We start from the raw sequence: 26,875 nt of genomic DNA, 5'->3' as shown, positions 1-26,875 counted from the left end.
CAAGGATTATCAAACAGACATCTGGTTTGACTGGTTCTTTTGCTTTTTTGGCGAGATCTGCATTGATCGACTACGACTGGTTGAAATACCCAGATCGGAAAGCTGTTGCCGGATCTCGCGACGGAACAAATCGAAGCCGCGGGCAACATGCACATCGTTATGGTCGGTTAATCCCTGCAGTTGTTCATCTGCAGTAAGGGAAGGTTTGAGGATCTGCGCGTTTGATCGCTCGGCAGCCCGTTTGGCCGCTTCCAGTCCCGGATTGTGGCCGACTTTCTCAACTTTCAGGGGGTCGTCATCGGCTGCAATAACGATTGACCGGTCAGGATTTTGATTGCGCATGGTTTCGGCGATGACCGGAAGATTGCCGCCATCAAAGGCGACAACAGTGGTAAACCCGGTTGCTGTATGCAGGCTTTTTGCCGTCGCATAGCCTTCTGCGATAATCAGCGGAGTGTCTTTTTTGCCCGGAATGATATGCATCAGGCCAGATTTACGGCCATCCTTCAGGTAACGTTTTGTTCCGTCCGGAGCAATGGTCTGAATGTTCTCGATGAAACCCTTCTCGTTGGTCATAGGCACGATCAGATTGCCAGATCGGTCAACACGAAGAGTTTCCCCGGATACCTGTTTTTTCCTGAGATAAGGATGATCGCTGGTCGCCTCGATGGCGTTCATGAAGGTTCCGTAGGCACGTTTGGCAACCTGCTGATACTGGAACTTCAGTTCCTGGGCCTGTTCGGCTTTTCTTGCCGCCGATTGGGCTTTGATGCGTTCCAGTTCTTCCGGATCGATCCTGGTGCCCGTCGCCACCCACTTAACCGGCTCGGATGCTTTTTTGAAATTCATGATCTGGCCGGCCGGAATACCCTCAATAAAGCCGCGATAACTGCCGCTGGTTTGACCCTTCGCATCGCCAGCAACGGCAACGCGGTGCCATTTTCCGTCCATGCTTGGCAGGCCTTCGATCATCAGCCCCTCTTTGCGGCAGGCATCGGCAAATTCCTGCTGCGGATCAATCTTGGTCTGGTTCTCTGCAACCTTCTGCTGCCATTTGGCAAACGGCTTCATGTCGGTGCCTTCGCTGACGTACCATGATTTTTCCCGACGGTCCCATTTGGCACCAAGGCTTTTCGCCTCATTTTTTTCCCTGAATGGGACACTCAGATACGTTTTCTTTTGCAGCTCAGTATTTAGGGTCTGTTCAATGGGGGTATTCGCCATAAGACGAGCCTCCTCTTTCTTTCGCTGCCAGCGACCCAATACAGCCTTTATGGATTCTTCCGCTTCAACTTTTGGAATGATTAGGGGTTCAACATCAGATTGTCTCTTTTGAGCCATCATGGAGTTGTGTAACTTCTCCAATTCTGGAGTTATGTAAGTATGACGGTGGTTGGAGCCATCATTGTACCAGTCGTTTCCTATAAGCGTATGTTCTGTGCCGTTTAGGACAGCGTTCAGAGAGTCCGCCCCCCTACCGTGCCGAGCCACAAACTCATTCAACGCAGCATCAAAACTCTTGTAGTTTTTGGGTTCCTTCCTCCATTCTTCAATCTGGTATACTAGACCTTCTTTGAGTTGACGATTTTCGATATCGAGCGGCCTCGCTAGACGTTTCAGGAACTCGTCATTGCGCTGATCCGCAGAGACATACCAGTCTGGTACCGGAACAGAGGACTTGGCCCCGGGGCCGTCCAAATCCCACAGGGCGGATACCAACTCGCGATGAAGTGGGGATGCTGAAGCTTCCGATTGCATCTGTTCCAGCACTTTTTCCCGGTGAGATGAACCATTTAACCGGCGCTCGGATGATGCGGCATAGTGGGCTACCCAATCGATTTTGCCGAATTGTTCAGCCAGGTGGGCAAATTCGGCAAATTCTTCAGCGTAACCTGGTACTGTCTCGGCGACGCTGTGCCAGTTGGCTCGCTCAGAAGATTGTCCGAGGAAACGAATAAGATGATCCGTAGACAGGTCTGTTGCTTTCAGTCGTTCCTTGAGCTGATCCGCACTCAGCAATTCCTTGTCATTTCGTGAGCCAGAGAGCACCAACGCATCTTGCAGCTCCATCGCCCAAAGGGTTGGATGGGCATGAGGATATTTTTCAAACATGCCATCAACGGCCTGCTGTCGTCTCGCAGCTTCCCTTTCACCGTAAGACGCGCCGAGCGACATTGCTTGTTCTTCAGCCATTTCCTGTCGTTGTTCTTTGACTGGGGTAAGGGAGAGGCGCTTTTCTGGCTCCATGATCCATGTGCGAATGTTTTCTGCATCGCGGGCCGCCTGAAACAGGATGTTGCGATCCTCTTTGATCGCGGCCATCCAGCTTTTCACGTAGGGGGCATGGCGTTCCGGGTAATGTCCGAGGCCCAATTCCGTTGTCAGCATGAAACTGGCGATTTCTGCCCGGAGTTCTTCGCGGGCATAGGTTTCAGACCCGAACGGCCCGAACTCCCGGGCCATGCGAGATTGATGGCCCGTCGAATGTCCGCCTTCATGTAACGCTGTGGCGTAATATTCGTACTGCCCCTTGAACCAGCCTTTAGGCGGCATGTGGATTTCATCGCTACCTGGTTGATAAAAGGCGCGATCTCGCTGATCATGGTGGATCGGCACTCCCAACTGAGAAAGTGCCTGTTCGGCCCGTTCCACCGGGTTGAAATCGGGTTCCATGCCGACATAGGGAGCCAAACCATCAATCTGCGTGCCATTGAAAACGACAGCGTGAAAGACCTTCGGTCGATCCAACTTGAATTCGCGATACCGTTGTTTGCCCTCAGGATCGAGAACAGGATTGCCAGCATCATCTTTAATCGGCTGGCGCTCAGACCACTGCCAGTATTCGATCTGAGTACCTTTCTCCCCTTTACGCACCTGATAGCCATTGGCTTGTGCCTGGCGATATGTCACCCAACGCGGATCTGCATAACCACGAGATTCAAGCCAGATCTGATTGATGCCGCGATAGGCTTTGCCGGTGGAGGGATTAAAGGAAGGCTCGCGGACTTTCCCGGGTTCCCATGGCTTTTGCCAGGGGGCTGTACCGCGTTCCATTTGTTCAATAAGGGATTCAACGACCTGATCGCGAAAGTTCGGTTTAGCCATGACCCTTTACCTCCTCGATCGCAGTTGGATCTTCGCCGTCGAAATGGCTGTCGAGGGCATCGTCAAGGGACAGCGCCTGTTCATTGATCGCACCCATCGCTTCGGCGACATCCGGATCGACAGAAACCGGGCCTAGACCGCTTGCGGCCGAAACCGCGAGGGATGCGAGCTTGAGAAATTCGTTGTCGGTCACACGGGCATTTGCGCCCGTATTTTGTTCAGGCTGCTTCATGGGATTTCTCCATCATTGGCGAACTGTTCTGATTGACGGGATGTGGATGCATTTCAGGGGGCGGCATCTGCGAACGCCGGTTCAGCTCTTTATCAAGGAAATAAAGGCTCTGTGTTCCGTGGATTGGCGGCGAGCCGGCCACGAAAATAAGCGCATCACCTGGACGAGGCTTTTTGCCCTCCGTATCGATTACCGGCAGGCGCATGCATTCATCAGGTGTCAGGAGCGGACGGGACGTTTCCTGGATGTTGTCGGAGTTCGACCCGACAAACTGTCCGGACTTTCCGGATTGCGAACGACGTTTCTGAACGATTGTCGCCCGGCCGGTCATTTCCGAGATCAGCTTCGCTGTTTCCAGCTTGTTCGGGGTGAAGGCAATCCGCACCTTGGAGTTTGCCATCAGGGATTCATCCTTGCCGTAGCATTTATGAAGCTGCTCGACATTCTGGAAGATCATGTATGCCCGGATGCCGTAGCCAGCCATGAAGGCCAAGGACTCTTCGAGGATTTCCATCTTTCCCCATGCGGCCAGCTCGTCGAGCATGAGAAGCAATGGATGCTTGAAGCTGGCCGCAAGACTTTCTGTTTGGCGACGCAGGAAGAGGTTCAACATGATCCGGATCAATGGGCGCAAACGGTCTTTGTCGGACGGACTGACAACCAGAAAGAGTGCCATCGGCCGGTCGCCATTCATCAGATCGGAAAGCCGGAAATCGCTTACGGCGGTGTTTCTCGCAACGATCGGATCGGCAAAAACCGTCAACTGCGTTTTAGCGTTGGAATGAACGCCTGAACGTTCTTGCGGAGCCTTGATCGCCATGCTGTTTGCGCCACGACGGACTTCCTTGTTCACGTGCGCGAGGCCGTGGTCGTAATCGGCCATCGCTTCGAGGATCTTCACAAAGTTGTCCTGGGCCGACATCTGATCGTCGGGAGCTTCTTCAGAAGCCCCTTCGCGGGCGGCTTCAATCGCATCGACCGGTGGTTTCACTGTCGAAATACCGGAAAGAAACGTGTTCACATCGTCAAAACAGGCGATGCGTTTTTCTTCCTTTTTGATCTTATAGAGAACATGCAGAAGGACGACCGAGAGCCAGCCAAAGCCCTCTTCGCGCCAGTAGTTACCGGCCATGCCTTTGCCGTCCGGATCAATGATCATCGCTGCGATATTCTGGCAATCCGCAATATCGCGTTCCGTCTCAATGCGGACTTCTGCCAGAGGATTGAATCTTGACGATCCGCTGATTGCGGCCGGTTCGAACTTCTCCACACGGATGCCGAAGAACTTCAGCCATCCGGAGGTTTTCATGAAGTTCTCGCCTTTGATGTCCAGGGTAAGGCTGGAATGCACCCAGGTGAGCAGGGTGGCGATAATCAGCGAGACGCCTTTACCGGTACGGGTCGCTGCCCAAACCAGAACATGTTCGGGGCCCTTATGTCGGAGGACGCGGATCTTGCCGCGCCAGTTGCGAACCGCCCCGACAATGACGGAATCACCGTCTTTGCGAAACAGGCGGGCTTTGCGGATGTCCTTCATGGTCGCCCATCTGGCCGAGCCATGCAGTTCGTTTCCTCTACGCGAGCCGGCAACGGTATCGTTTCTGGCCTTGGACATGAGAACGCCAACTACGATCATCAGCAGCACGCCGCCGACGGCCGTATAAAATGCCGGATAGAGCATTTCTTTAGGCAAACCGGCCGGGTGAATAGCTGCAGCTCCGAGCCATTTCCACCATGCCGGGTTTCTTGGGTCGAAACCGACCTCGAAATGCCAGAGGCCGATAACGCCGGCAATCATGCCAAGAAGGATGACGACAAGGATAAAGTGACCGAGGCGCTGGCTCATGCCGCCCTCCCGTCTTTGAGGATGAAATTGTCGTTTCGCGGCTGCCAGATATCGGTAATGCGCCGGAAGCCGTCCTTATCGCGTTTGATCTGGACAACCAGATCAACCATTTCCGTCAGGAATTCGGGGATACGATCCATCTTCATACCGGCCCAGGCGATGTTCTGATCGAACTTCCGGTGGATCGCGTGTTTGGGATTGGTCGAATGGATCGTGAAGCTGACACCGGTTGCGCCGGCATTGAGTGTTCCGAGAACGGCAAAGGCATTTTTGGTGCTGATTTCCCCGAACGGGACACGATCCGGGGTAATGCGGTTGACGTGATCGAACAGAACACGCCAGTCAACCATGCCACTATTGCTATCGCTTTCACGCGCTGCGAGCAGGCCGTTGCCGTCCCAGAAACGATCGAGGAACAGTTCCATCGTGTCCTCAAGCGCAATAACGCGGACATAATCCTCTACTGACGACAGCAAAAGATTGAGCAGGGTGGTTTTGCCGGTATTGGTGCCTCCAGAAATGGCGATGTTCCATCCCTTAATCATCGCTTCGATCAGCAGATCCTTGATCTCGCTTTCGCACTTGATATTTAAGCGCTCCATGGCGTCATCAAGGAAATCGCGATTTCCTTTCCGGGTTGCCGCGATCAACTGTTCCCATGTCGGTGTGAAGGGGTGTTTACAGCGAATTGCGAGGCTCAGGCCTGATCGGACGGAGGGTCCGACCAGGCATTCAAAGCGATGCCCTTCATCGAGTGCGGTTGAAAGGATCGGGTTGGTATCGGCATTGAAATTAAGTCCGCGCCCATTCGAGAGACTTTTGCACAGCTTCTCGATGGCGGACTGCGTCAGTTCCGGATCATCGATCAGCTGCTTACCTTCACCGCGCCGGTCGACGACAATCTTGCCCGGCCCATTGAGCCGGACTTCGATCGTTCTAGGGTCGTCATAGTATTTCGCGAGCGGTGCGACGATGCGCTTGTAGATCGGATTGATTGGAAAGATGGCGTTCACCGGACCCACCCCCATCCATTTCGGCAGGCCATTTTTAGAGTGTTGTTGTGAGGCGGGTAAGACCAGTTATGGCTGCCAAGGGAGAGGTAGCGCCAATAGCCCCTTTGTCCGGAAGGAGGGCCTGCAATCGCTGCGTAAGAGTTTGGACTTGCTTGACAGGTGGCTGTCGCAGTGTCGCCAATCTGCGTGCCATCTTCACGCACCAGCTTCTTTGTGCCAACAGCACTTGACCAAGTGCAGTGATTCGACGCCGCCTGAGTCCATGGACTATCATCACTTCCCTGAGTGCCGCCTGCAATACTTATCCCGCAGTAGTTTGTGTTCGTGTATACGCCGGGATTTTGCCAGTACCATTGAGTTACATCACTCCAGGTGACCTCAAGATTACACTTGTCTCCAAGATTTAAAGGCGTTGCGTCACCTACAATGACTTTATGGGTTGTATCGTCCGGACGTTTATAGGTCTCGACTTCGTCACGCTCGTCGAAGCGGGTACATTCTTCGTAGAATGTTTCACCATTTACTGCGGGACCTTTGCCTACATAGGAGTAGGGGATCTGGGGATCACCGGGCAAGACCTGCGAGGTCAGCACGTTGTATCGACCAGTCAGGGTCTCTACGCCCTCAATATAAACCGTGACGAGGCGATATGCGAAAAGCTTGTCGTCATGTCGCTGATAGCCCGTGATTTCCTGCTGATGCAAATAGATAACACCGTTATCCTGGCACTCCGTCACCGGTTCCTGTTTGCCATCAAGCAGATAATAGAAACGTTCTTGGCCGATGCTCTGGCTGGCGCTGATATTGTGCGTCCATTTGGACGGATCCTCGCAGCCTGCCGTGGTTGACTGGATATCCTTGGCAGAAGTGTCCGGCGTGCAAGGCGTGCGATACAGTTCGAAGCCGTTGACATTGATCATCACCCGGCTTTGCAGCGTTACCTTACCGGTGTCTCGATTGATGATCGGTTCGCAGACCTGATCGCCATTGGCAGTCTTGTAAATCGTGCTGTGCGGATATTCTTCGTCGTTATCTTGGCAGGAGGTGTCCCAATCCTGACCATCCAGCGTGTAGATATATTTCGAACGGCCATAGGACTTGTTTGCTAAGAAGTCATCGCGAATGTCGCAGCCTTCGGTGGTTTCGACCAACGGCACAGGCTCTACTTCAATTGAAGCTGCACAATCGGCAACCGGAACGACTTTGCCGTTATGGTTGGTGTAAACCAGCTTGCCTTGCGGCACAGCCTGAAGGTTGACGTAATCGAGATAGACATTGCAGGCATTGCGATCTTCAACAATGTCATAGATTTTTTCAGCGTCCGGCTGGCAGTCCCCGATTTCCTTACGATTGCCGCCGCCGTCCGTGTAATAATACATGAACTGCGCGGTCGCTTTCATCGTCTCGGTATTTTCGTCGTAAGGGCAAACGGCGTAAGATTGGTTGATCTTGAACCGCTCTGAACCATCGGCGCACTCACCGTATTCTGGTGTGCCGTCAGTCGTCGTTACGACGCGGGTTTGCTGGATCGCCTGAAGCTGGTCGAGATCTGTGCGGATCTTGCATCCATCCGTCGTGATGTTCGAGCTGATGACGGGTTCCTTGCCGACATCCAACGCGCTAGGAGTGCTGTATCCAGAAGCATCCGGATTGGAACCGGCATTGCTGCCGACACTGCCTGAAGACGCGCCAACACCGGAATCAGCAATCTCTTCCTCTTTTTCCTCCTTTTCTTCCTCTTCCTGCAGGGATGCGAGGCGTTCGAGAGCTGCTTTGAGTTCCGCCTGATTACCCTCAACCGAAATTGGCAAGGAGGGATCAAGCGAGGGCTGTTCAATATCGAACTGCGCAACAAAGTTGTCGGAGTTGAGTGCCTCGACACGACTGTTCTTCTCGACACTCGAAAGCACCAGCTGACCGATCTTCATATCGTCAACTGAAACAAACCGTGCATAGGCGTTCGCAGTTACGCCTTCAGTAAGGTTTTTGGAAACACCTGGAACATCGACAAGCCCGAGATCAAGCGCGACCGGTTCATTTTCCGGAAGTTCCGTGACCTGTTTGGTTCTGGTGATGATTTTCACCTTTTGAACCAGGGCATCCATGTCGCTGCCGGCTTCATTGGTCCCGGGCTGATCGACAGGGGTGGCGACTGCAACTGCAGTTTCCGAATTGTTGTCATCAATCGACTGCGCCACCTGTGCGGATGCCGGCAGAACCAGACATGACGACAACAAAAGCAAAGCTAACAATTTGCTTTTCATGACGTTACTCCACTTCTTGGATGTACCAGTCCGTTGCCGGACGGATTTGAAGGCGTGTGCCTTGGGGAATGGTGATGATCGGTTTGAGATCGAGGCTTTTCTCAAGCATGTCGGCAGTGATCTCACCGAACTTGTTGGAGAGTTCTTCGGATGCTTTTTCGGCGGCCGCGGTCGCGACTTCTCCATCGGCATCTTCTGTTTTTGTGCTTGCGGCGGCATATCGGACAGCCGTGGAAATACCGGTCAAAAGGAAGGCATTTCCGTAACGCTGCCAAAACCTGTTATCGACTTCGCCAGCGACACCAAGCCAGCCCTGCTGGTTTGTCACGTTTGAGCCGATATTGAGGATTTCCGCCCGATGACCTGCCATCAGGATACGTTCGCAGTTAATGCCGATCTGGCTGCTGCCCATATCTTCCGGTGCCATGAAGGTGCAGACCAGCCGTGAGCCTTTGGGAACAAGGTTCATGCGGCCGTGATAGCCGAAGACATCGCGTGTGGTTTGCAGAATGACCGATCCCGGTTCACCGGCACCAACCTGTGTATTGATACCGGTTTCCAACTGAACGGGAATGTATCGATCCTGAGTAATTTTCCGGGTGTTATCCACGGGCAGGGTCGAGGTTTTGCGGGCTCCGCCATAATCTTCAGGGGGCGTATCGAGCTTTTTGAGATCGAGCGGATCAGGCGCAGGAGCGGGTATTTCAGGCATTTTGCCAACGAGCGGACTGCTTGATGATCCTGTATCTGTCCAGGCCGCAAATGTTGGGACATTGCCGGCATAAACTGGCCGTGCCCATGCTGCCTCCAACGCCAGCCGATAGGGATCGGGTGCGGGTGGAGCAGGAGCGGCAACCGGTTCAGGTTCGGGCTCCGGTTCCGGAGCAGGCGGCGGGGCCGGTGGAGCAGGCGGTGCTTCCTGCCGTATGATAACAGGAGGAAAGCGCGGCGCTGCCGGTTCCGGGGCTGGTGGCGGCGGTGCAGGCAATGCCCACGCGCTTTCGTCATCTGGTGGTAATGTTGGTGCCGGCACAGTATCTACCGGTTCGGCACAGGCTCCGCCAAAGGTCAGTCCGACAATGAGGGCGATATCGCAAAAGGCGCTCATGCCTTTATGCCCCCATATATTCAATGCACATGAATTTGAACCCGCTCTTGAGCGTGATCAGTTTCTGTGTGCTTTCAACGATGAAGGTCTGGCCCTGGACACGTGTGTTGACCAGTTCGTCAAATTCATCGACCACCACATAGGCCGTCGGTAGTTCCAGATCCTTCCACTTGTCGCCGAACTTGATGTAAGTGAATTCATCGTCTCTGAAGACCGTAACCGGTTCCAGTTCCTCATCGCCCCAGAGATTGTATTGCCCCCATCCGCGAAGATTGTCTGGATTGAACTTGGCTTCGGCAACAAAGTCGCCTTCAGGCGTTCCCGGGTTGGTGTTGACGAGCCCATCAATGGCATCTTCGACCTGAGACGAAGCGGGCAGATCCATCTTCGGAACTGAAGCAGTATTTTTACCATACTTATTTGGTACTTTTTCGGTATCTGTGTCGTTTCCCATCGGCACTTCGAGCGGTGTGTCGATTTGCACCGATCCGGCGATCCTGACGACAAGATCGGGAATGTTGTGGGAGTTCACGCCTTCGGCACGGAGATAGAACGGATAAACCCGGCCGGATTGTCCATAGACGACAAGCGACGTGTCATATCCATAGCTTGCGGGTCTGACGGCAAGCCTTCTGTCACCCCGGCGCTCGATGGACCAGCTCACTTTATCGCCGATATCGGTGCGGTCGATTTTCTCGCCACGCGGCAATTCAAGGATAGTGACGACATATTCGCGGGTGCGAACCTTATAGGTGCAGTCCTCGCACAGATCCGTCACATAGACGGCATCGCCATCTTCGGCATAATCCCATGCTTCCTGAACTTGCCCTGATGTGCGCGGCCGGATCAAAGGACCGAAATTGCCTTCAGCCTGATCCCGAGCCTGATCCACGATTGATTGCGGGACCGGCATCGCACGCTGGCCTGTTTGAGAAACGTTATTGCTGCCTGCTGTCGTCGTGCCGACGTTACTCTCAGAGAAAGGTGCCTGATTTGGCATTGGCGGCCGACCGGATGGCGTTTGCGCACTGGCCGAATGAATGACAAACAGAACGACATACCCGAGAAAGAGCAGGGTACCGATGACATGAATGGTGATACGGAGGGCTTTCGGGAGCCTCATGGAACATCCCCTTAATGCTTCTGAGTTGCCTGAAAAATCGGGTTTGCGACGGGTGGATACGTTCATCATGAACTCCCCCTGGTTCGCAAAATCATGTCCGTGACAGTGACCCCGAAAGGATTGATGTACTTGTTTTCGAGCGTGACGGTTTTGGGGCTTGTGACCATCGAGAGGTATGCCCGCAAATGAACTGGCTCGCCGATCTGGCGGCCGTCTCGTCGGTCAATGCGCGTGAAGTCGATCGCAAACTTGTAATCGCCTGTCAGGCTTGCGACCTTGTTTGAGCTTTCGATGATGATTTCCCGATCAAGCCCGTCTTTGATGGCATCGGCGATTTTCCCGCTTTTGATCCATTCATCATGGAAATTTTGCCATTCGGAACGCTCTGTCATGCGGGAGATTTCCTGCATGCGCTCTTTCTGTGTAACCGGATCGATCTCAAGGCGGGCTTTGACATACCGCCGTGCCTTGCCTTCCAGCTCCACGTCAAAGGCATTGACGTCTTCGACAACCGGCTTGATCTGGAAGCGAACAACGTCTTCGTTCGCCGGAATGATCCAGAACGGTACCTTTTCCTTAAGAGGGACCATTTCGGCGATAACGCTCACCAGAACGACGATCGATGCCAGCTGCGCGATATTCATGCCGGCCGACATCCGAAGCATCCAGGCAAGCCGCCTGTGCGCTGCCTGAAATGAAAACGGATCGGAAGCGACGGCCATTCCGTGCCGGCCATTGGTGGCAGGAATGATCTGGCCCGCTTTCTTGTCGGCTACCTGGTTGTTTTTCTGTTCGAGATATGCGGCCCTTCTGTCGCGTATATTCTCAAGCAGCTTGCCTAACCAACCCATTCAAAGCCTCCGCTGTTGAAAGGGATCGGTTCGCAAACGCAGGGGCTTTTTTTCATTTCATCGGTGCCGGTGCCCTCTTTGGGCATCTCGACTTCTTTGCCGGTGACAGCACAGCCGGTGAGGAGAACGACAGCGGAAAAAACAATGATCAGACGTTTCATTTGCTTTCTCCTTCGATAGAGGGGAAAGCAGATCGAGCTACAGCTATTTTTTCGGGGTGCTTCGAGGCTTTAGCTGAAAAAGGAAATCTGCCAAAGATGGCGGCAAATGTGCCAGTATACATGACCCATAAACCGGTCAGAATGGGCGCAAACTTGAGAGCTCCACTCTGTAAGGCCTCTGGCGTGGCTGCTGCCAAAATCTCGAAGGCGGAGATAGCTTCATTCGGTGTGAAACAGATCAAAAACAGAAAACCGCCACCGATGAAGAAACAGATAAATACCAGATAGGAGGTACCCATCCTCAAAATAAAACCCAGACAATGCGCGATTTCGGGGAGGATGGAATGACGCACATTTTTGAGCAGAGCTTTCTTATCCAAATTCATCATTTGGCACCTATGTCGTTGGTTTTGTCAGGGGATGAGGCGACGCCGGATTTCCCGGGCAGGATCGCAAGAAGAAATCGAATGCCGGTCCAGATGCAGGCCGCAAAGAACAGGAGAAGAAGCGCCTGCCTCGTGAGTTGCGCCTGATCGCGAATTTCAAGTTTGAAGAAGGCTTTGAAGAAATTCAGTGTCGCTTCCGGCTCCGCCAAGAGGCTCAAAAGCGCCAGATAAATCAGGATCAAGCCCAAACGCTTCAAACTGGAATGAAGGGATTTCGCCAGCTGCGATGCCAAGGCGAAAAGGTCGGTCTTATCCACGGTCTACCCCTCCTCTGCGAAGGGCATCCATGTATTTCCCCATGTCGCCCATCGACGAAACATTGCGCAAATCACCGAAGAAAGATGATTTGGCGTCGCCCATCATGTTCGGATTGTTCCGGCTGGCCTGCATCGCGTCGGACCAGTTGCTTGCGCCACCCTCAAGCTTGTCTGTGAATTTCATTGCGGCCTGAGCTGCAGGCGGCAGAAACGGTTTGACCTTTTTGGCAAGGCCGAATGCAGCGCCCATTGTTCCGCCGACAATCGCGGCGGCTGCAGTGTTGGTGAATTGCGATTGTGCGATTGAGTTGGCGATCGCCGTGGCTTCGGTGACGAAAATGATCCCCATGTATCCGACCAGCACAGCGGTAAAGCCCGCGCTAGTGAAAAAGGTTCCCATTGTGATGCCATCGACTTTGGACATGTCGATCACTGAAACCGAGAACAGGCAAAAACCGATCGCGATCGTAGCGCCATAGAGCACCATGCCGGCCGCCATCAGAGCTTTGAGACTTGCCCAGACCATGCCCCGCGCCCAGCCAAAACCAACGGCAAGCAATAGGAACGGGGACATTCCGGACAAAACCATCACCCGGAAAAGTGTGACCAGAACCTGACTGAGATAGACAAGGATCAGAATGAGCCAGACCAGCATGATCAAGAGCCCCGCGAGCGGTCCTGTCAGATTGCCCAGCGAGAAGGACATATAGATTTCCTTGCCCATATCCATGACAGCAAGGAAACCGTTTTCGGTCGCATACAGGAGGCGAACAATCCCGAGATATTCGTCGCCAACTTCCTTATCGTTTTCAGTTTTATATGTCTGGATAACCTTGCTGGCTGCATTTGGTGAAGTCAGCTTAAAGAGGGAGGTATTGTTACCTTCGCCCTTTAAGGGGATCGAACTATCGCCACCCGTATTCCGAGCTGCATCCATGACCAGAGACGATGCACCACTGATGGTATTGATACCGGTTTTATAAACCTGCGTTACCACTCCAGACTGGCCTGCAAGTAAACCGCCTGCTAGAATCACAAAGAACAACTCATGACCGAAATTGATCAGATCGAGCTTGCCCATGACGATTTTCAGACCGGATATCGAAACCCATAAACCGGTGACAGCCGCAAAGATCACAAGCATTGAGGGGTTCAGTGCTTCGGCCAAGCCGATCACGAACATTTCGGAGTTCTGGGCGAAAGTCAGGGCGATTGTGCAGGTCGGACAACTATCCATTTTGGCCCTCCTGATTTTGGGAGGAGGAGCAGCAAATGCGGGTCCCCTGCCGCTTGACGAGAGATCGAGACCGAATGGTCCTGACCGGTTTTTTGACTATGATCGGGCTGTTGGGTTCTGGACCGAAGTTGAGACTCTGCCTGCCTTGGAAAAGGCTTGGGAACGTTGCGAAAACAATGAAGCTTTCGCGTACTGGAATAATGTCTGGTTGATTGAGCGTGGGAGACACCAGTCCTGGGTGCTGAAAAAGCGTGCCAATGGACAAGAAGCTGTTTGGACGGCTTGGGAGAAGCGCCATGCCAACTTTGTGTATGACTACGTTCTCGAACACTACGATCCAGAAGGTATGGCGCTGGTCAAAGGTGATCTTGAGACCGTAAAATATTGTCACGATCTTCTTCGCACCTATGAAACTTGGCATTACACATACAAAGCAGCAAAGAGAAACCCTGCTCACGGAGCCGGAGTTTATGAATACGAATACAGCAACATTTCCGAACCGTTTAACGATTGGGATCGTCACTGCTTTCACATGAGAGGGCCTAAAGGCATTAACAAAGACGAATGTAACGATCTGCCCGACTGGCGCACACCGGAAGAGGTTGCAAAATATGATGCAGGGTTGGTGAACAACCAGATCGCCAGAGCGAAAACGGCACGGCAAACCGAGGAACAGCGTGCGACAAGCCGCAAAGTGGTCGAGGATTATCTCGCAAGCCACGGTGACAGCCTGTCGGAAGCTGACCGTGACGCACTCAAGGCCGCCATCGAATAAATGCAGTGAACCCGTTTTGATCGGAAGGGGCATCATTCTTCTGACCCTTCCGGTTCGTTGCCTGCTGCATTCTCGCCACCGGACATCGCTTCGTCCCATGTCGCATGCTGTGGCATGAATTTCATCAGCATGGCCGCCTGAATGCGCAGAAGCTGTGCGTTTTGCTGCTGGATGGCGGTCTGCTGGCGACTTTGATGCAGCAAGATCTTGTTCATCGTCGCAATGCGCTCGTTTACGTCTTCTGCAGCTTCGGCCTGAGCTTCCAGTTCGTCGGCGGTTTTCTGGTTATCCTCTACCTGGGCAATGACCTGATCGGATTGAGCCAATCCGGTATTGATGGCTTCAAAGACAACCGCGTTCTGGCGCTGGATAACCTGTTCGCGCGCAGTATCGCGGGCACGGATATAGGCCCTGTTTGCTTCAGGTGAAGCATCGGGATTTTTCCAGTCTGCCGGACCACTGCCGCCCCAACTTCCGCCATCGGGTACAGACCAGTCTTCAGGGCCGTTCCCTTCATCGAAAGTCCAGCTATCCGGGTCGTTGGGATCGAACCAAAGGGCTTCGCGATAAAAGGCACGACGGGCGCAAATGCTCTCCCAATCAAGCTCGTCGAGGCTCAAGCCGGGCATCAGGCCACTCAGATCCGGAAGGAGGCACCTGGCATCTTTGGAAATCTGTTGGGCAAGTCGGGCAAGGTTGACAATCGGCATGGTGACACGCCCCATCTTGCCGATCGCATTTACCTGGTCCTGAGCCGTTCGCGACAGCTTGCCCAGGATCTCCGTTTGCTCCATTAACTGATCAAGCTGCTTCTGCAGGCTGTTGAACTGTTCGGTGAGCTTGGCAAAGGACGTCGCGTCGAAAACCGGATATGTCGCAAGTGCCACGGATGGCACAAATATCAAGGTTACAGCAACGACCAGAGACTGAAGGTGGGAGCGGGTTAAAGGTGGCTTGGCCATGCATCCCCCCATTTCTGTTTGAGAGCCGCAAGCTCGGCATTGGCCTGTGGGCCGCTCTTGTAAAATCGGCGGGACTTGCCGAGTGGCGTCAGATCCACATCTGCGATGACGCTTTCCTCGTATCCCGTGGTCTCGTCGCGTTTGATAATCAGGACACGCCTGTCATTTTTCCTGCGGCTACGTGTGCGACCCTGAACAAAGAGCATTTGCTCGGCGTTCAAGTTGAAGGGACGCAAGCTTTCTTCCGTGACCTTCGAATTCGGGAAGAAGATGAAAACGGCCGTGTTTTCAATAATTGCTTCGTAACCCTCGGACTTTGTGAGGGCTGCCGGGTCCTGGAAGATCATGCCGCAAATACCGCCAAGCTTACGGTATTCACGCCACATCACCTCACTTAGGTTTCTGAAGCCGAGGTTTTGGCGCAGTCTGGCCGCTTCCTCGATGGTCATCACAAACCCGTCATCCCGGCCGGCAACCGACTTTGCAATCGCTTGGGAAATGTGCGCCACAACCGGCCCGCCAAGGGACGGATCGGCCAAAGCCTCGTTCATGTTGAGGCCGACCATGTGGGACTGGTTCAGAACACCACCGAGGCTGTCCCGAGGAGCGTTGAAAATATGACTGCGAAGGCCCTTGTTGCCCTTGTCGTCAACAACCCATTGGGCAAAAGCTTCGCGTAGGGCCGAACGACGGGCGAATGCGTAAGGGTAGATGGCATTGATCGTTCGTTCAGGCGGCTCAAGCTCAAAGGTCAATTCAACGGCATGATCAAGATCTCGGATGTCTTCCTTGTCGAGATCGATACCTGCAATCGACTTGAGAATAAGCCTTATACGTTCCCTGTTTCCGGGGGTGTCTTCGCCGACATCCAGCGGGTTCAGAGCAAGGCCGTCATAGGCCTGATAAAGCCCACCCATTGCCTCAATCATATATCTAGAACCTTCCTGTGAATCGAACAGGTAGGAACGGACATTCGGGAACTTTGCCAGCCCGCCAAGCAGATGCATCATCAGAGTGGATTTGCCACTGCCGGCCGGAGCAAAAACCAGAAAGTTGCCGAGCGTGAGCGGCTTGTTCACGACATGGAACTGGAATGCATAGGTTTGGCCGCTAGGGGTGGCAAACCAGCGAACGGGGGCAGGGCCAAGCGGGCTTTCCAGCATACCGGTTGCGGAATGCGGGAAGGCCCATATCGCTGCAATATTCTGATCGCGAAGATCAAGACTTGCCATCATCCGCCCGCCCGGGGGCAGCAAGCCACCCTTACCCGGTTTGGGCAGGCGGAAGAACCAGCAGGCAGGCGCACCGGCTGTCTGGATGGAATAACCGATACGCTGATCACCGAGAATGACGGCAATTTGTTGGATCAGAAGATCGAGCGCTTCTGCCGTTTCGGCGCGTGCAATAATACAGAATTGCGAGGCAAACAGTCCGACATTGCCCGACGCGAGATACTTGAGAAGGGCGTCTGTTTCCTTCGCTGCCGCCGGGTTACCGAACCACGTGCTTTCTTCAGATTTTTGCCGACGCTTGAAAAACATTGTGGCCTGATCGCGTCCCCAGGGCTCGCAGACCTGACTGATTTCAATGTCACCCTCCAAGGTCAGGATTTCTCCCATGAACCGGGCAGAGATCTGTTCGGGCCAATGGGTGACCGTGATGATCTTCTGGAATTTTTGCTGCGGAACATTCGTCGTTATTGTGCCGCTAATTTTGTCAAACGAGATATCGGAGGCGGGTAAACCTCCCGATATATTGCGGCTGGCAGACGGCAGGTCGTGCCGGTATTCCCCGCAGACCAGACCGTTCAGGAAACCGGTCAGCGGGCAGGCTTCGTCATTAGTTTCGGCTTTGCGCAGAACCGAAGGACGATAGGGGGCGAGCAATGCATCTATCTTTTCTTCGGCTTCACTAAGCGGGCGCATTTCCGAAGCAGAGAGCATCAGGTACCAGTCGATAAAATAACTGGCCTTGAACCGTTCGGCCTCAGCTGTTCCGATCTCGTCTAAAACAGCGTTGGGCCATGTTGCCTGATTGCTAATTTGGCGCTGGCGTTTGACGCCAATGAAGCGGATAGCAACACCGGTTTTGCCGAGCTCCATAATCAGATCAGAACGACCATGCATCATCGTGTTCTGCTCGACATCAATCCGAGCGTCGTAGCTGGTGCCTTCGATGTGCCATACCCGCGAAACGGAACCGTCCTTGTTCCGGATGGTCACATCGTCAATCTGATCGATGCAATCGAGTTCAAGCTCATCCTGTAACCAGTCTTGCTGCAGGTCGCCGAGCATCAGTTTGCGGGCAGCCGGTACGGCAAGACCAGCACCCATCAAAGATATCATTCCGGTGGAGATTACCTCGGGCCAAATCATTCTGACTGACCTCCGGCAGACAGGATAGAGAGTTTCCCTTTGCGTTTGACCCAGTATCGCGGGGCAAGAAGAAGCTGCTTGTCAAAGAATGGATCGTTACGATAACGACGAACGAGAATAAGCCAGCTGCCAACGATCCCGATTGCTCCACATGGGATTGCAAGCACCAGAGATCGGGCGATCAAGGGTATTACAAGTGCTGAAACTCCAAACGTGGCCGAGACGAAGAGCAACCTTAAAGGAAGGCCTGCGATGGTCATTTCGTGCTGAATGTGGGTCTGGACGAGGCTTGCGGCTTTCATTGCTACCTCGCGACTATTCGATGAATGATAGAAGACCGTCGGCCATCAAAGGGCCGGCGACTGCGATAATTCCGCCAATCACGCGGATAAATGCTTGTTTGGGGTCCATTTGACCTGTGAGTGCCCCCCAGCCGCCCCAAAACATTAGGCCCAAGCCGAGCATTACAGCGACAATCGCCCCGACACCTTCTGAAATCAGGTTCAGCCCGTCGACGATCCAGCTGTACCACTTCTTGTCGGAGCCACCTGCGCCACCCTCACCACCAAGATCGACGCCTTGGGCGAGAGCCTGTTCTGCAAGCATGATGGAGAGCAGAACATTGCTGGTGACAGCTCCGATGAATGATTTGATTTTCATTAGATCCTCGTCTGTATTTGAATTCGTCAATTAGCGAGCGGCCGCAAAAAGCAGACCGACGTTGAAAACGACGGCAATCAGGTTCACGGCAGTGATTATCGATAGGTACAGAAGGTTTTTCCTGAACTTGCCCGTAGCGCGATCCGCCTGACGGGCGGCCTCGTTCATGGCTTCAACACGCTCGCGAACGACATCGCCAATTGCCTCATTTTTGAAGGTCTTGATCGAAATATCGACATCGCGCGTGAAGGTGTCGGCAGCGGCTTGTACTGCTTCGGCCAGAGCTCGACGTTCCCGTTCGTTATACCGCTCTTGCTGATCAAGCCCGACACGCAGCATTGTGAAAACCAGCAGGATCGGATCGTCTTCTCCGACCGTGACCCCATGCTGCTTCCACAGAAATGTGCGAAGTTCATCGATTGTCTCGATGCTATTTGGAAGCGGCGGCATATCGTCGAGAGCAGACATCAGAGCATCGCCTCTTCCATGATGTTGAAGAGGGTGCCCCACGTTGTTCTGAGGCGCTGCTTTTGCATGATCTTGAAGTCAGGAGACGCAATAGCTTCCTCGAAAGACAACCGCGCCTGTGTCATCTGTTTGATGTCAAAGCCGTAGGTGGATTGGCGGAGTTCGGGAAGCCGGACTAGACTGTGGTAACGGTCCTTGTTTTTCTTAAAGAGGGCCGTTTGTTCGAAGCCTTCGGGCTCCATACCCGGGCGGTTTCTTTCCACCCGGCCGTAGACGAATTCATTGATCCAGACGACTACGGCAACGTCAGGAAGGTGAACCAGCACCTCCGCCAGTCCCCGTAACGTGTCATCCAGTGCTTGCCCGCCCACCAGCACACAATGCAGCCGGACTTCGTGACCGGCTTCACGCAACATTGAAAGAACCTGTGATTCCAGAAGGTAGGATAGAAGCGGCAGGAATGTGCTGGCACCATTATCGATATTGGCGGCAGCGTTTTCGGGAAGTGCTACGATGTCTTCGATCAAATAATCGAAATAGCGCGGGTTGATTTCGTCGTCCCGATCGCCAAGCTTTACAGCTTTCACCGGAAAGGCTTTATAACCGGCAAGCGTCTGATTGACCGGGTCAGTATCGAAACCCTGAGCCTCAATCTGGCGCTTGGCGTAATACTGCATCAACAGGCTGTTGATGAAGGACTTGCCGACGCCACCCTTGCCCTGAAGAGTGATGTTAATCAACGCCATCAGCGATAACTCCGTCTGAAATGATGATTTTGATACCGAGCGAACTGGCGAGTTTGAAAAGCTTCGCACCTTCAAGTTCCCCGGTACCGTTTTCGAAATTGCGATAGGTTCTTTCAGACACACCAATCAGGCTGGCGGTCTTGATCTGAGACATGCCAAGCGCTTTGCGCTGTTCATGGATACGACGATGGAAAGCGAGATAATCGGCTTGCCAGTTCATTCGACCTCCATCGGCCGAACCGGCTCTACCAGTCTTTCGAACTGATCAATTGGTAACGGGAGATCGGGGAGATCGAACTCTTCAATCTCTCCGTATGCCGGAAACGATATCTGGGGAGGCGTTTCAACAAGCACACTTTCGACCAACCACTGGGCGAGAAGCACACCAATAAAACTTCCAAGAACACAGCCGATAAAACGTGTAAGGAAGGGCGGCCAGCCAGTTTCGCCAGCAGGCAATCTCGGGGCGCTTATTTCTGCACCGGAGTGTTCGGGGTTCTCATGCGGCCAAGGTTGTTCAATCTTGCCTGACGCGAAAGCTGCCAAATGAACATTCGCTTGTGCAAGTTCCTCAAGAAGCTGAAGCAGCAGCCCAAGAGCCCACCCATCACGAATTCGGTCGTCTGCTATCTTCTCCCATTCATCCGGGCAGAATGGGTAATTCAGCGATACATGAAGGTAAGCCAGTGAACGTGCCAGAGCGTCACGCTGTTCTTCATTAAGATCAAGCGTTTCGCCACCGATAACGAATTGCAGACCGATATCTCTTGCGCTCTCGGCAAGGCGGTGAAGCGTTCGTTTGGTGATGTTGAACTGGTGAAATTGAGAAATCGCCGATATCAGGGCAGGATCGACAATGTCGACAGCTATCCGGTGTTCGGCATTCGCACTGCTTTGAGAGGTCATCAATTTGCACCCGCCCCTGACTCTTGGTCATCTTCAAAGGCTGGTGAAGATTGAACTTTCTTTCCCGTCGTTTCCGCATAGTCGCAGACTAGGCTGTCAGTGCGAGGATCCAACGTGAGTTCGTCAGATTGCAGGACAAGCGGCTTCTTTCGCTGAACCGTGATGACGCGGCACGTGATCAGACCGGCAGGCAATTGCGGATTGGGCTCAAACATCAATCCGTTGCGACCAGACGGCCATTTTTCAACATCATATACCAGCCACCCTGCAAACGCAGATGGGCTCCCCAATATGACTGCGAACAATCCTGCTACGACTAGGCGTTTCATTGACTTCCCCTAAATTTCTGTCCTTGACGCCTTAGGCCCGACCCGGTCTTCAAACCGGGTAACGGGCGGAGGCGTTGGGGCGTTTATGGCTCACCAGACCGCACCCGAAGCACGGAGGTGATTGACTTGACGGGAAGGCGGATCGTTGCCGCAGGAGGTAACCATTCTGGTCATTGCTCGGCCTCATTCGGTTGTGGATCGTCGTCCCAAATTTGCATGCGCCCTGTCTCAACCCGGCCTTCAATGGCGGATGTATCGGAGGCCTTGCCCGAGACAGGGGGAGCACTTTGCAAAACAGCCACAGCCGTATGAGCAGGCAATTGCCTGACTGCGTTGCTGGCATTGATGAGGGGAGGTTCGGGAGACGTGCTGGACGAAAGGGTGTCGAACCAGGAATAGAAGGATCGCTGGGACATGGTGATGCGACCTGCTGAACGCAGATCGAGGTAAATCCGGTTTCTGGATTTACCTTTCAGATGCTCATCGAAAATCTCATCGCATAGGGCGATGAACTCGATTTTTGCCTGTCCCCAAGTGGCGACCATCTACTACCCCATCAGGTCATTAACGACTTGACAAGGAAGAGAAAGATATGATCCCAATCTATCACGGGTTAGCGATCTAATCGCTCTATTGAGCTAAAATCTGCAAATCCCGTGGAAGTGAATCGAACATCGGCGATTGTCCCCGCAACCACTTCTGTTATAACTCGCTCCTGTGCGAGATATAGCAGTGCTCTAGATCAAAACACCCTGCTCGGTGAAAGTCGAGCGGGGTGTTTTGTTTCATAGGTTACGGTTTACGAGTTGCGAATTTTATTTTCTGTAGGAATGGTTGTCTCAATTGGGGGCTATATTGATCGGTAATTCTACTGTTCACGTAACGAAATTGATCGAAAAGATAGAGATGCGCTCTCGCTTTGAGATATAGCGACCGTCTTTAGCCTGAACTTACCGATATCCCAAACGTCTTTCCTTTAACGCGTTATCATCAAAGGAAAGATAAATGTTCAAGCAACGCGAACCTTCAATTGATGCACTTCGTGCGTTTGCCCTGTTTGGGATACTCGTGGTCAATCTGCCATTTTTTGCCATTACGTATGGCTTTGCCGGTGGGGTATGGCAGGATGCAACGCCACTTTGGGCGAATGTCATCGCTGCTGGTGTGATTCAGGGGCTGTTTGAAAGCAAGTTTATCCTGATCTTTTCTGCGCTGTTTGGTTTTGCTGCCTTTCAACAGTTTCAGCGTTACGGTCTGTCATTCTACATTCGACGTCTCGTGGTCTTGGCATTGTTTGGCGTGGTGAACCTGACGCTGCTGTTTGAAGCAGATATTCTTTTACCCTATGCGGTCATTGGCCTGTTGTTGGTCTTTGTGCGCAATCATTCGGTACGTTCTCTTCTGACCTATGCCATCGGACTATGGGCTTGGGCTGTTATTGGCAATGCCTTGTTTGGTGTAAACATGACGGTAAACCCTGTACCTTATGTTGCGCCGGACATACCGGTTTCCGAAGTGCTGGCGTCGGGGAGTTTTGTTGATGTCATGGCCATCCGGCTCGATAGCTGGAGCGGGTTCCAGCTTTACTGTCTTTGGAGCAATTACCTGTTGGTGGCGGCAGCGATGTGCGGCGGGTTGGCCGCCGCGCGATATTGTGATGCACTTGGATTTGATGTTCTGATTGGCAGGTTGCGATTGATTGCATCGTTTGCGGTCATTCCGGCAATTCTGGGTAGCGTGGTTTATGGCGTGTTGGCCGCCTTGCCAGCATCAGCAGAGCCAGAACGCTTCTTTATGATGGCCCTGATTTTGCGTCCGTTGTTCGCTGTGCCGCTGTCTCTTGTTCTGGTGTCAGTAGCGATGTGGGGCTTCATGTCGAGATCATGTAACGGTTTGACATCATTTATTGCGCCAGCAGGACGCATGTCACTGACCATCTACCTTGGCATGTCGTTGATCATGGGGTTTGTATTTTTTGGATATGGTGCCGGATTGCACAATCAGGTCAGTTTGGTCGACTGTTTGTGGATTTCATTGGTGATGTATCTGGGATGGGTTGTATTTGCACAAGTCTGGTTCAGGGGGGCATCGCGCGGCCCGCTTGAATGGATATTGACGTTGTTGACTCGACCCGGATCGCGACGGATTGAGGTTTCGGTGAGCAGCAGTTAGTTCTGTCTGTTTGGCAAAGAACGAAAAGGGCGCCGTCTGGGCGCCCTTTGCTTTTGGTCGTTCCGGAAAGCCCGCGTCTACCGTTTCAGACCGACGGCAATTGCCTGTTTGAGGTCGGCAAGCAGGTGTTCGGGGTTCTCAAGCCCGCCATAGATGCGGACAAGTTGGGGGTTGAGTTTGAAGTGACGGAACGCGCTGACATCGTATTTCTGATCAAGTACCGCAGCCGCAGGCACGACAAGGCTTTCAGGGCCGCCCCAACTGACACCCAGGCGAAATATTCGAAGTGCGTTGCTAAAAGCCCGGATATCAACGGCGTCATCAAGAATGATCGAAAACAGGCTGGAATGACCGTGCAGGGTTTTACTTCCGGGGTGGTCACTGAAACCGGAATAAAGCACGGATGAAACCTGTGGATGCACGGCAAGATTTCTGGCCAGATATTCTCCGTTCAGGGCGTGCCTTTGCATGCGCAATTCGAGGGTATCAAGCCCACGCAGAAGAAGCCATGCTTCAAACGGGCCAAGCTTTCCACCAAGATAGGGGAAGGTCGATGCATTGATACGGTCGATCAATGATTGACGCCCTGTAACAACGCCTGCCACGGTATCGCTATGCCCTGACAGGAATTTTGATGCGGCATGAATGACAAGGTCAATGCCGTGATCCGCAGGTTTTTGAAAAACAGGTGTCGCCCAAGAATTATCAATGACCGTAATGACATCGTTTGACTTCGCAGCAGTGGCGAGTTTTTCAAGGTCCTGTAACTCGAAGGTCAGCGATGTCGGGCTTTCCAGAAACAGTAACCTTGCATCCGTAATAGCGGCAATAACGGCATCGGTATCTTTGCCATCGACATAGTCAATCTCGACCCCCATTGGCCTGAGAATCGTTTCAAACAGGCGATAGGCATCCGAATAGACATTATGGACAGTCACAATTCGATCACCTGGCGCAACAAGAGCCATGACCGTTGCGCTGATAGCACCCATCCCACTGGCAAACGCCCGGGAGGCTTCGGTATTCTCCAGCCGGGCGATTTCGCGCTCGAACGCCATGACAGTCGGGTTGTCGCCACGGGCATAGATCGGTCCCCCCGGATTCCCGGCATAGGCATTTGCCATGTCGTCAAAATCACGGAATGCGAAAAGGGATGTTTGATAAATCGGTTGAGAAACAGCACGGAAATGTCGTTCATAATTTGGGTCATGCGCACCCAAATGCCGTGTTTCTCCCTGATGTATACTCAATGGTTTTGAGGGCAGTTCATTCATGATGAAAGCTCCTTGATGGGAAGTGATCTGATCCCCGAAAAGGTAAGGAAACCCGCAAGCAGGGTCGTCAGCACAGCGGCAAGTGCCGGTGCCATCACAATTCCATCAAACCCGACGGCCATTGGTAAAAGGATGGCGAGCGGGATCTGGATGTAACCTTGTGGGGCCATGCTTACCATCGCGGCGTGCCGGGCATTGTTGGCGGCCTGAAACCGCGACACCATTGGTTGGTAAATCCCGATGCAGGCGATCTGGATGGCGAGAATATCAAGCAGATGCCCTCCAAATTCGACAAGCTCTGCACGATCAACAAATGCCGTGATCAGTAGATCACCAAACAGAAATGCAATAAGGGCACAGCTTAACGAAAAACCAGTGCAATAAAGAACGATCCCTTTGAAAACGGCATCAAAGCGATTTTGATTATGGGCACCGGCCGCATAACTCAGGATAGGTTGTGCTCCAAGGCAAAAGCCGATGATTGGCAGGATTGCCAGCAGCACGATGCGAAGAGAAATGGCCAGTCCGGCCAGTTCATCCTCGGTTCCATGGACGTTTGCCGCCTGCATCAAAATGGCAAAGCAAACGGATGCAAGTATAGTCGTCGAGCTTGCCGGTATGCCAAGCTTTGCGAAAGGATAAAGGGCAGGTCGCCATTTCAGTTGACGAAGAGCCGATACCGCTGGATGCACACGGCCCAGACGTATGCGGAAGTAATAGATATATGCGCAAAGGGCCGCGACCTGCGAGATAACGGTTGCCCAGGCCGCGCCGGCAACACCCATGTCAAACCCGAAAATCAGGATCGGATCAAGGGTCATGTTCAGACCAAACGATCCGATCAGGGTGTACATGGAGAACCGGCTGTTGCCTTCGCCTATTGCAATGAAATCACATACGATCTGCAAAAGTACCAGGATGGCGCAGGCACCAAGAATCCGCATATAGATTGCAGCTTCACCAAAGGCGTCACCGCTTGCACCAAGGATATGCAGGATCGGAACATGAAAGAGGAAGATCAGGGTGGCAACGATAATTCCGAATATGATCGCCAGCGCCAATGCGAGTGAAGCTGCACGAGTTGCATTATTTGCATTTCCACGACCAAGCGCGCGACCAATTTCGGTTGAGGCCGTGATACCCAATCCATGACCAATGGCACCGACAAGCATGAAGCACGGGATGGAGAGTGTTACACCAGCCATGGCACTGAGCGCATAATGCGAGACAAAAAAGGCATCGACAACCTGATTGATCGCATTGATCGAAAGCCCCGCTACAGAAGGCAAGGCCAGTCGCAGGATCAAACGCATGATCGCAGGATCATTCAAGTCCGGAAGTTCGCGTTTACGCATCAGGATATATCCTCGTTACGAACAAAGTCCGGAACATGAAGCCGGTCATCAAAGAACCGTTCACGCAGCAGCATCACCAAAAGAGATGTTTTGTGCGGGAAGCGAACCTGTTTGAGACCGGCAAAGCCTGAACGTAAAAGATTGCGGATTTGCTGATCATGACCAGCGTCGGGCTCGCCGACGATCCGCTGGGTGCGAGGATCATCAAGGAACATATAGTGCATCAGTGATGGCAACCATGCTGTAAGGTATTCCTTGCCGCGAAAAGCTTCCTCACCGATTGCAACATGCCAGCCACGATCAAAATCCTCGGCCGTGTAGTGTTCGCCCAGCCGGTCCTCCTGGGCCCAATAGAGTTCGAAATACCCGAAAGGTGCATCATCAAAAAATCCGATAAGCGGTTCTGTCCGGGGATCATTCAGCCGGTTTTCAAGGAAGGACTGGTGCTTCGCTTCCGTGCCAGATTCTTCCCAGAAAACATCTACGCGTGGGTCATTCATCCATTTATGGAAATACCCAAGGTGGCGCGTTGGATCAGCCCGTTCAAAACGGATCGTTTTATTGATCCATGGAATGTAGCGGGAATAGAGCGTCTGGTGCGCGCTTGGTCGACGAACCGGATGGCGACGGCCATTCGTTGAGGTGTAGCGTAGCGGAAAGCTATTCCTTTCAGGATGCTCCAGCCAGTTAAGAGACAGTTGGTATAGGTCACCTGAATAGATGGTATTGTCGCCTGCAGTGTGAGTAATCAATCCACTTCGGGCCATCTGGCTAAGCCAGTCAGGATCAAGTTGATTGGGAAGGCGGATTTCATAGCGTGCCGGATGAACGGCAAAAAGCGCCTCGGCCAAAGCAGCCAAACCATATTGGTCAAGAACACATAAAGTCATACTGGCGATATCATCAAGGACGATCTGATTTGATGTCAGTGTAAAATAAAAGTCGTGATTCTCGTTTTCGCCAGACATGTGCAGGTGCCCACCTTCGACTACGGAATGCCGCCTGCCCACCTGCTGGAAGTGTTTGATCTGAAATGTTTTCATCGAGGATTGTGTTGGGCTTTCTTGTGTCATGACATTCATGTCCGGGACTCCTTGTTTCCATGGTGCCAGCCCATTGGGGCCGATTATCTTGCTCTAGTCCGGACGAGTGAGAGGGCAGGAAGTTCAGTGATCTTTTTTGCGTTTGCGTGCAGAAAAAACTGAATTTA

At 52.9% G+C, this 26,875-nt stretch carries 26 protein-coding genes; 2 read left to right on the top strand and 24 right to left on the bottom strand.

The window, feature by feature from the left end; translation table 11 throughout:
• Positions 1 to 9 precede the first annotated feature (9 nt).
• The 12 genes from IT971_RS15075 to IT971_RS15020 all read right to left on the bottom strand — a co-directional run bounded on the left by IT971_RS15075 (position 10) and on the right by IT971_RS15020 (position 13,643).
• Positions 10 to 3,105, bottom strand: a complete 3,096-nt coding sequence (locus IT971_RS15075; protein WP_065702093.1) for a zincin-like metallopeptidase domain-containing protein — start codon at positions 3,103 to 3,105, stop codon at positions 10 to 12.
• Positions 3,098 to 3,337, bottom strand: a complete 240-nt coding sequence (locus IT971_RS15070) for a hypothetical protein (protein WP_065702092.1) — start codon at positions 3,335 to 3,337, stop codon at positions 3,098 to 3,100. Before IT971_RS15070 ends, IT971_RS15075 begins: the two co-directional genes overlap by 8 nt.
• Positions 3,324 to 5,183, bottom strand: coding sequence for a type IV secretory system conjugative DNA transfer family protein (locus tag IT971_RS15065; RefSeq protein ID WP_065702091.1), 1,860 nt, complete (start codon positions 5,181 to 5,183; stop codon positions 3,324 to 3,326). The genes IT971_RS15070 and IT971_RS15065 overlap by 14 nt, the downstream gene beginning before the upstream one ends.
• Positions 5,180 to 6,196, bottom strand: a complete 1,017-nt coding sequence (locus tag IT971_RS15060) for an ATPase, T2SS/T4P/T4SS family (RefSeq protein WP_082822691.1) — start codon at positions 6,194 to 6,196, stop codon at positions 5,180 to 5,182. Before IT971_RS15060 ends, IT971_RS15065 begins: the two co-directional genes overlap by 4 nt.
• Positions 6,193 to 8,460: a hypothetical protein gene (locus tag IT971_RS15055; RefSeq protein ID WP_063096150.1), complete on the bottom strand. Its 2,268-nt coding sequence runs from the start codon at positions 8,458 to 8,460 to the stop codon at positions 6,193 to 6,195. Before IT971_RS15055 ends, IT971_RS15060 begins: the two co-directional genes overlap by 4 nt.
• 4 nt (positions 8,461 to 8,464) lie before the next feature.
• Complete coding sequence (locus IT971_RS15050; protein ID WP_063096152.1) at positions 8,465 to 9,568, bottom strand: TrbI/VirB10 family protein; 1,104 nt, start codon at positions 9,566 to 9,568, stop codon at positions 8,465 to 8,467.
• Positions 9,569 to 9,572: 4 nt separating this feature from the next.
• The gene (locus IT971_RS15045) at positions 9,573 to 10,568 is read right to left on the bottom strand and encodes a TrbG/VirB9 family P-type conjugative transfer protein (protein WP_230729529.1); all 996 of its coding nucleotides are present in this window, start codon (positions 10,566 to 10,568) and stop codon (positions 9,573 to 9,575) included.
• Positions 10,569 to 10,756: 188 nt separating this feature from the next.
• The gene (locus IT971_RS15040) at positions 10,757 to 11,335 is read right to left on the bottom strand and encodes a type IV secretion system protein (protein WP_158526693.1); all 579 of its coding nucleotides are present in this window, start codon (positions 11,333 to 11,335) and stop codon (positions 10,757 to 10,759) included.
• Between the two features lie 194 nt (positions 11,336 to 11,529).
• Positions 11,530 to 11,703, bottom strand: a complete 174-nt coding sequence (locus IT971_RS15035) for a lipoprotein (RefSeq protein ID WP_156488006.1) — start codon at positions 11,701 to 11,703, stop codon at positions 11,530 to 11,532.
• Positions 11,700 to 12,092, bottom strand: a complete 393-nt coding sequence (locus IT971_RS15030; protein ID WP_065702090.1) for a hypothetical protein — start codon at positions 12,090 to 12,092, stop codon at positions 11,700 to 11,702. The genes IT971_RS15035 and IT971_RS15030 overlap by 4 nt, the downstream gene beginning before the upstream one ends.
• Positions 12,089 to 12,406, bottom strand: coding sequence for a hypothetical protein (locus IT971_RS15025; RefSeq protein WP_063096161.1), 318 nt, complete (start codon positions 12,404 to 12,406; stop codon positions 12,089 to 12,091). The genes IT971_RS15030 and IT971_RS15025 overlap by 4 nt, the downstream gene beginning before the upstream one ends.
• Positions 12,399 to 13,643 (bottom strand): hypothetical protein, encoded by a 1,245-nt coding sequence (locus tag IT971_RS15020; protein WP_065702089.1) that lies wholly within the window; start codon positions 13,641 to 13,643, stop codon positions 12,399 to 12,401. The genes IT971_RS15025 and IT971_RS15020 overlap by 8 nt, the downstream gene beginning before the upstream one ends.
• A gap of 1 nt (position 13,644) precedes the next feature.
• Between IT971_RS15020 and IT971_RS15015 the strand changes: the two genes are divergently transcribed.
• Positions 13,645 to 14,418: a hypothetical protein gene (locus IT971_RS15015; RefSeq protein ID WP_065702088.1), complete on the top strand. Its 774-nt coding sequence runs from the start codon at positions 13,645 to 13,647 to the stop codon at positions 14,416 to 14,418.
• 32 nt (positions 14,419 to 14,450) lie between these two features.
• On the opposite strand, the gene IT971_RS15010 is transcribed toward IT971_RS15015, so the two are convergent.
• The 9 genes from IT971_RS15010 to IT971_RS14970 all read right to left on the bottom strand — a co-directional run bounded on the left by IT971_RS15010 (position 14,451) and on the right by IT971_RS14970 (position 21,409).
• Positions 14,451 to 15,380 carry a hypothetical protein gene (locus IT971_RS15010; protein ID WP_071239501.1) on the bottom strand — a complete coding sequence of 310 codons (930 nt, stop codon included), beginning with the start codon at positions 15,378 to 15,380 and terminating at the stop codon, positions 14,451 to 14,453.
• Positions 15,362 to 17,713, bottom strand: coding sequence for a VirB4 family type IV secretion system protein (locus IT971_RS15005; protein ID WP_223305181.1), 2,352 nt, complete (start codon positions 17,711 to 17,713; stop codon positions 15,362 to 15,364). Before IT971_RS15005 ends, IT971_RS15010 begins: the two co-directional genes overlap by 19 nt.
• A 357-nt stretch (positions 17,714 to 18,070) precedes the next feature.
• Positions 18,071 to 18,415, bottom strand: a complete 345-nt coding sequence (locus IT971_RS15000) for a hypothetical protein (protein ID WP_063114504.1) — start codon at positions 18,413 to 18,415, stop codon at positions 18,071 to 18,073.
• 30 nt (positions 18,416 to 18,445) lie between these two features.
• Entirely contained in the window at positions 18,446 to 18,883 is a 438-nt protein-coding gene (locus IT971_RS14995) for a hypothetical protein (protein ID WP_063114503.1), read from the bottom strand.
• Positions 18,883 to 19,629: a conjugal transfer protein TraL gene (locus IT971_RS14990; RefSeq protein ID WP_065702082.1), complete on the bottom strand. Its 747-nt coding sequence runs from the start codon at positions 19,627 to 19,629 to the stop codon at positions 18,883 to 18,885. The genes IT971_RS14995 and IT971_RS14990 overlap by 1 nt, the downstream gene beginning before the upstream one ends.
• Complete coding sequence (locus IT971_RS14985) at positions 19,616 to 19,849, bottom strand: helix-turn-helix transcriptional regulator (RefSeq protein ID WP_065702081.1); 234 nt, start codon at positions 19,847 to 19,849, stop codon at positions 19,616 to 19,618. The genes IT971_RS14990 and IT971_RS14985 overlap by 14 nt, the downstream gene beginning before the upstream one ends.
• Positions 19,846 to 20,535: a hypothetical protein gene (locus IT971_RS14980; protein WP_065702080.1), complete on the bottom strand. Its 690-nt coding sequence runs from the start codon at positions 20,533 to 20,535 to the stop codon at positions 19,846 to 19,848. The genes IT971_RS14985 and IT971_RS14980 overlap by 4 nt, the downstream gene beginning before the upstream one ends.
• Positions 20,535 to 20,864, bottom strand: a complete 330-nt coding sequence (locus IT971_RS14975; protein WP_065702079.1) for a hypothetical protein — start codon at positions 20,862 to 20,864, stop codon at positions 20,535 to 20,537. Before IT971_RS14975 ends, IT971_RS14980 begins: the two co-directional genes overlap by 1 nt.
• A 170-nt stretch (positions 20,865 to 21,034) precedes the next feature.
• Positions 21,035 to 21,409 carry a hypothetical protein gene (locus tag IT971_RS14970; protein ID WP_065702078.1) on the bottom strand — a complete coding sequence of 125 codons (375 nt, stop codon included), beginning with the start codon at positions 21,407 to 21,409 and terminating at the stop codon, positions 21,035 to 21,037.
• Positions 21,410 to 21,869: 460 nt separating this feature from the next.
• Here IT971_RS14970 and IT971_RS14965 point away from each other — a divergent pair, with 460 nt between their 5' ends.
• Positions 21,870 to 23,036 carry a DUF418 domain-containing protein gene (locus IT971_RS14965; protein WP_063093462.1) on the top strand — a complete coding sequence of 389 codons (1,167 nt, stop codon included), beginning with the start codon at positions 21,870 to 21,872 and terminating at the stop codon, positions 23,034 to 23,036.
• Positions 23,037 to 23,113: 77 nt separating this feature from the next.
• Here IT971_RS14965 and IT971_RS14960 read toward each other — a convergent pair whose 3' ends face one another.
• From IT971_RS14960 to IT971_RS14950, 3 genes are read right to left on the bottom strand one after another with little or no spacing between them, the layout of a single operon-like run.
• Positions 23,114 to 24,310, bottom strand: a complete 1,197-nt coding sequence (locus IT971_RS14960; protein WP_063093463.1) for an aminotransferase class I/II-fold pyridoxal phosphate-dependent enzyme — start codon at positions 24,308 to 24,310, stop codon at positions 23,114 to 23,116.
• Positions 24,307 to 25,665 (bottom strand): MATE family efflux transporter, encoded by a 1,359-nt coding sequence (locus IT971_RS14955; protein ID WP_063093464.1) that lies wholly within the window; start codon positions 25,663 to 25,665, stop codon positions 24,307 to 24,309. The genes IT971_RS14960 and IT971_RS14955 overlap by 4 nt, the downstream gene beginning before the upstream one ends.
• On the bottom strand, positions 25,665 to 26,747 hold the full coding sequence (locus IT971_RS14950; RefSeq protein WP_063093465.1) for a GNAT family N-acetyltransferase: 1,083 nt from the start codon (positions 26,745 to 26,747) through the stop codon (positions 25,665 to 25,667). Before IT971_RS14950 ends, IT971_RS14955 begins: the two co-directional genes overlap by 1 nt.
• Positions 26,748 to 26,875 lie beyond the last annotated feature (128 nt).

The sequence above is a fragment of the Thalassospira sp. B30-1 genome, from assembly GCF_015767575.1.
Classification (GTDB): domain Bacteria; phylum Pseudomonadota; class Alphaproteobacteria; order Rhodospirillales; family Thalassospiraceae; genus Thalassospira; species Thalassospira xiamenensis.
Note: the sequence above shows the minus strand (reverse complement) of the source record. Positions and strands in the feature narration are given on the sequence as shown.

Coding starts and splice junctions, on each gene's coding strand:
- IT971_RS15075 (WP_065702093.1), bottom strand. CDS start 3,105: ATGGCTAAACCGAACTTTCGCGATCAGGTCGTTGAATCCCTTATTGAA.
- IT971_RS15070 (WP_065702092.1), bottom strand. CDS start 3,337: ATGAAGCAGCCTGAACAAAATACGGGCGCAAATGCCCGTGTGACCGAC.
- IT971_RS15065 (WP_065702091.1), bottom strand. CDS start 5,183: ATGAGCCAGCGCCTCGGTCACTTTATCCTTGTCGTCATCCTTCTTGGC.
- IT971_RS15055 (WP_063096150.1), bottom strand. CDS start 8,460: ATGAAAAGCAAATTGTTAGCTTTGCTTTTGTTGTCGTCATGTCTGGTT.
- IT971_RS15050 (WP_063096152.1), bottom strand. CDS start 9,568: ATGAGCGCCTTTTGCGATATCGCCCTCATTGTCGGACTGACCTTTGGC.
- IT971_RS15045 (WP_230729529.1), bottom strand. CDS start 10,568: ATGCCAAATCAGGCACCTTTCTCTGAGAGTAACGTCGGCACGACGACA.
- IT971_RS15040 (WP_158526693.1), bottom strand. CDS start 11,335: ATGAATATCGCGCAGCTGGCATCGATCGTCGTTCTGGTGAGCGTTATC.
- IT971_RS15035 (WP_156488006.1), bottom strand. CDS start 11,703: ATGAAACGTCTGATCATTGTTTTTTCCGCTGTCGTTCTCCTCACCGGC.
- IT971_RS15030 (WP_065702090.1), bottom strand. CDS start 12,092: ATGATGAATTTGGATAAGAAAGCTCTGCTCAAAAATGTGCGTCATTCC.
- IT971_RS15020 (WP_065702089.1), bottom strand. CDS start 13,643: ATGGATAGTTGTCCGACCTGCACAATCGCCCTGACTTTCGCCCAGAAC.
- IT971_RS15010 (WP_071239501.1), bottom strand. CDS start 15,380: ATGGCCAAGCCACCTTTAACCCGCTCCCACCTTCAGTCTCTGGTCGTT.
- IT971_RS15005 (WP_223305181.1), bottom strand. CDS start 17,713: ATGGGTGCTGGTCTTGCCGTACCGGCTGCCCGCAAACTGATGCTCGGC.
- IT971_RS15000 (WP_063114504.1), bottom strand. CDS start 18,415: ATGAAAATCAAATCATTCATCGGAGCTGTCACCAGCAATGTTCTGCTC.
- IT971_RS14995 (WP_063114503.1), bottom strand. CDS start 18,883: ATGTCTGCTCTCGACGATATGCCGCCGCTTCCAAATAGCATCGAGACA.
- IT971_RS14990 (WP_065702082.1), bottom strand. CDS start 19,629: ATGGCGTTGATTAACATCACTCTTCAGGGCAAGGGTGGCGTCGGCAAG.
- IT971_RS14985 (WP_065702081.1), bottom strand. CDS start 19,849: ATGAACTGGCAAGCCGATTATCTCGCTTTCCATCGTCGTATCCATGAA.
- IT971_RS14980 (WP_065702080.1), bottom strand. CDS start 20,535: ATGACCTCTCAAAGCAGTGCGAATGCCGAACACCGGATAGCTGTCGAC.
- IT971_RS14975 (WP_065702079.1), bottom strand. CDS start 20,864: ATGAAACGCCTAGTCGTAGCAGGATTGTTCGCAGTCATATTGGGGAGC.
- IT971_RS14970 (WP_065702078.1), bottom strand. CDS start 21,409: ATGGTCGCCACTTGGGGACAGGCAAAAATCGAGTTCATCGCCCTATGC.
- IT971_RS14965 (WP_063093462.1), top strand. CDS start 21,870: ATGTTCAAGCAACGCGAACCTTCAATTGATGCACTTCGTGCGTTTGCC.
- IT971_RS14960 (WP_063093463.1), bottom strand. CDS start 24,310: ATGAATGAACTGCCCTCAAAACCATTGAGTATACATCAGGGAGAAACA.
- IT971_RS14955 (WP_063093464.1), bottom strand. CDS start 25,665: ATGCGTAAACGCGAACTTCCGGACTTGAATGATCCTGCGATCATGCGT.
- IT971_RS14950 (WP_063093465.1), bottom strand. CDS start 26,747: ATGAATGTCATGACACAAGAAAGCCCAACACAATCCTCGATGAAAACA.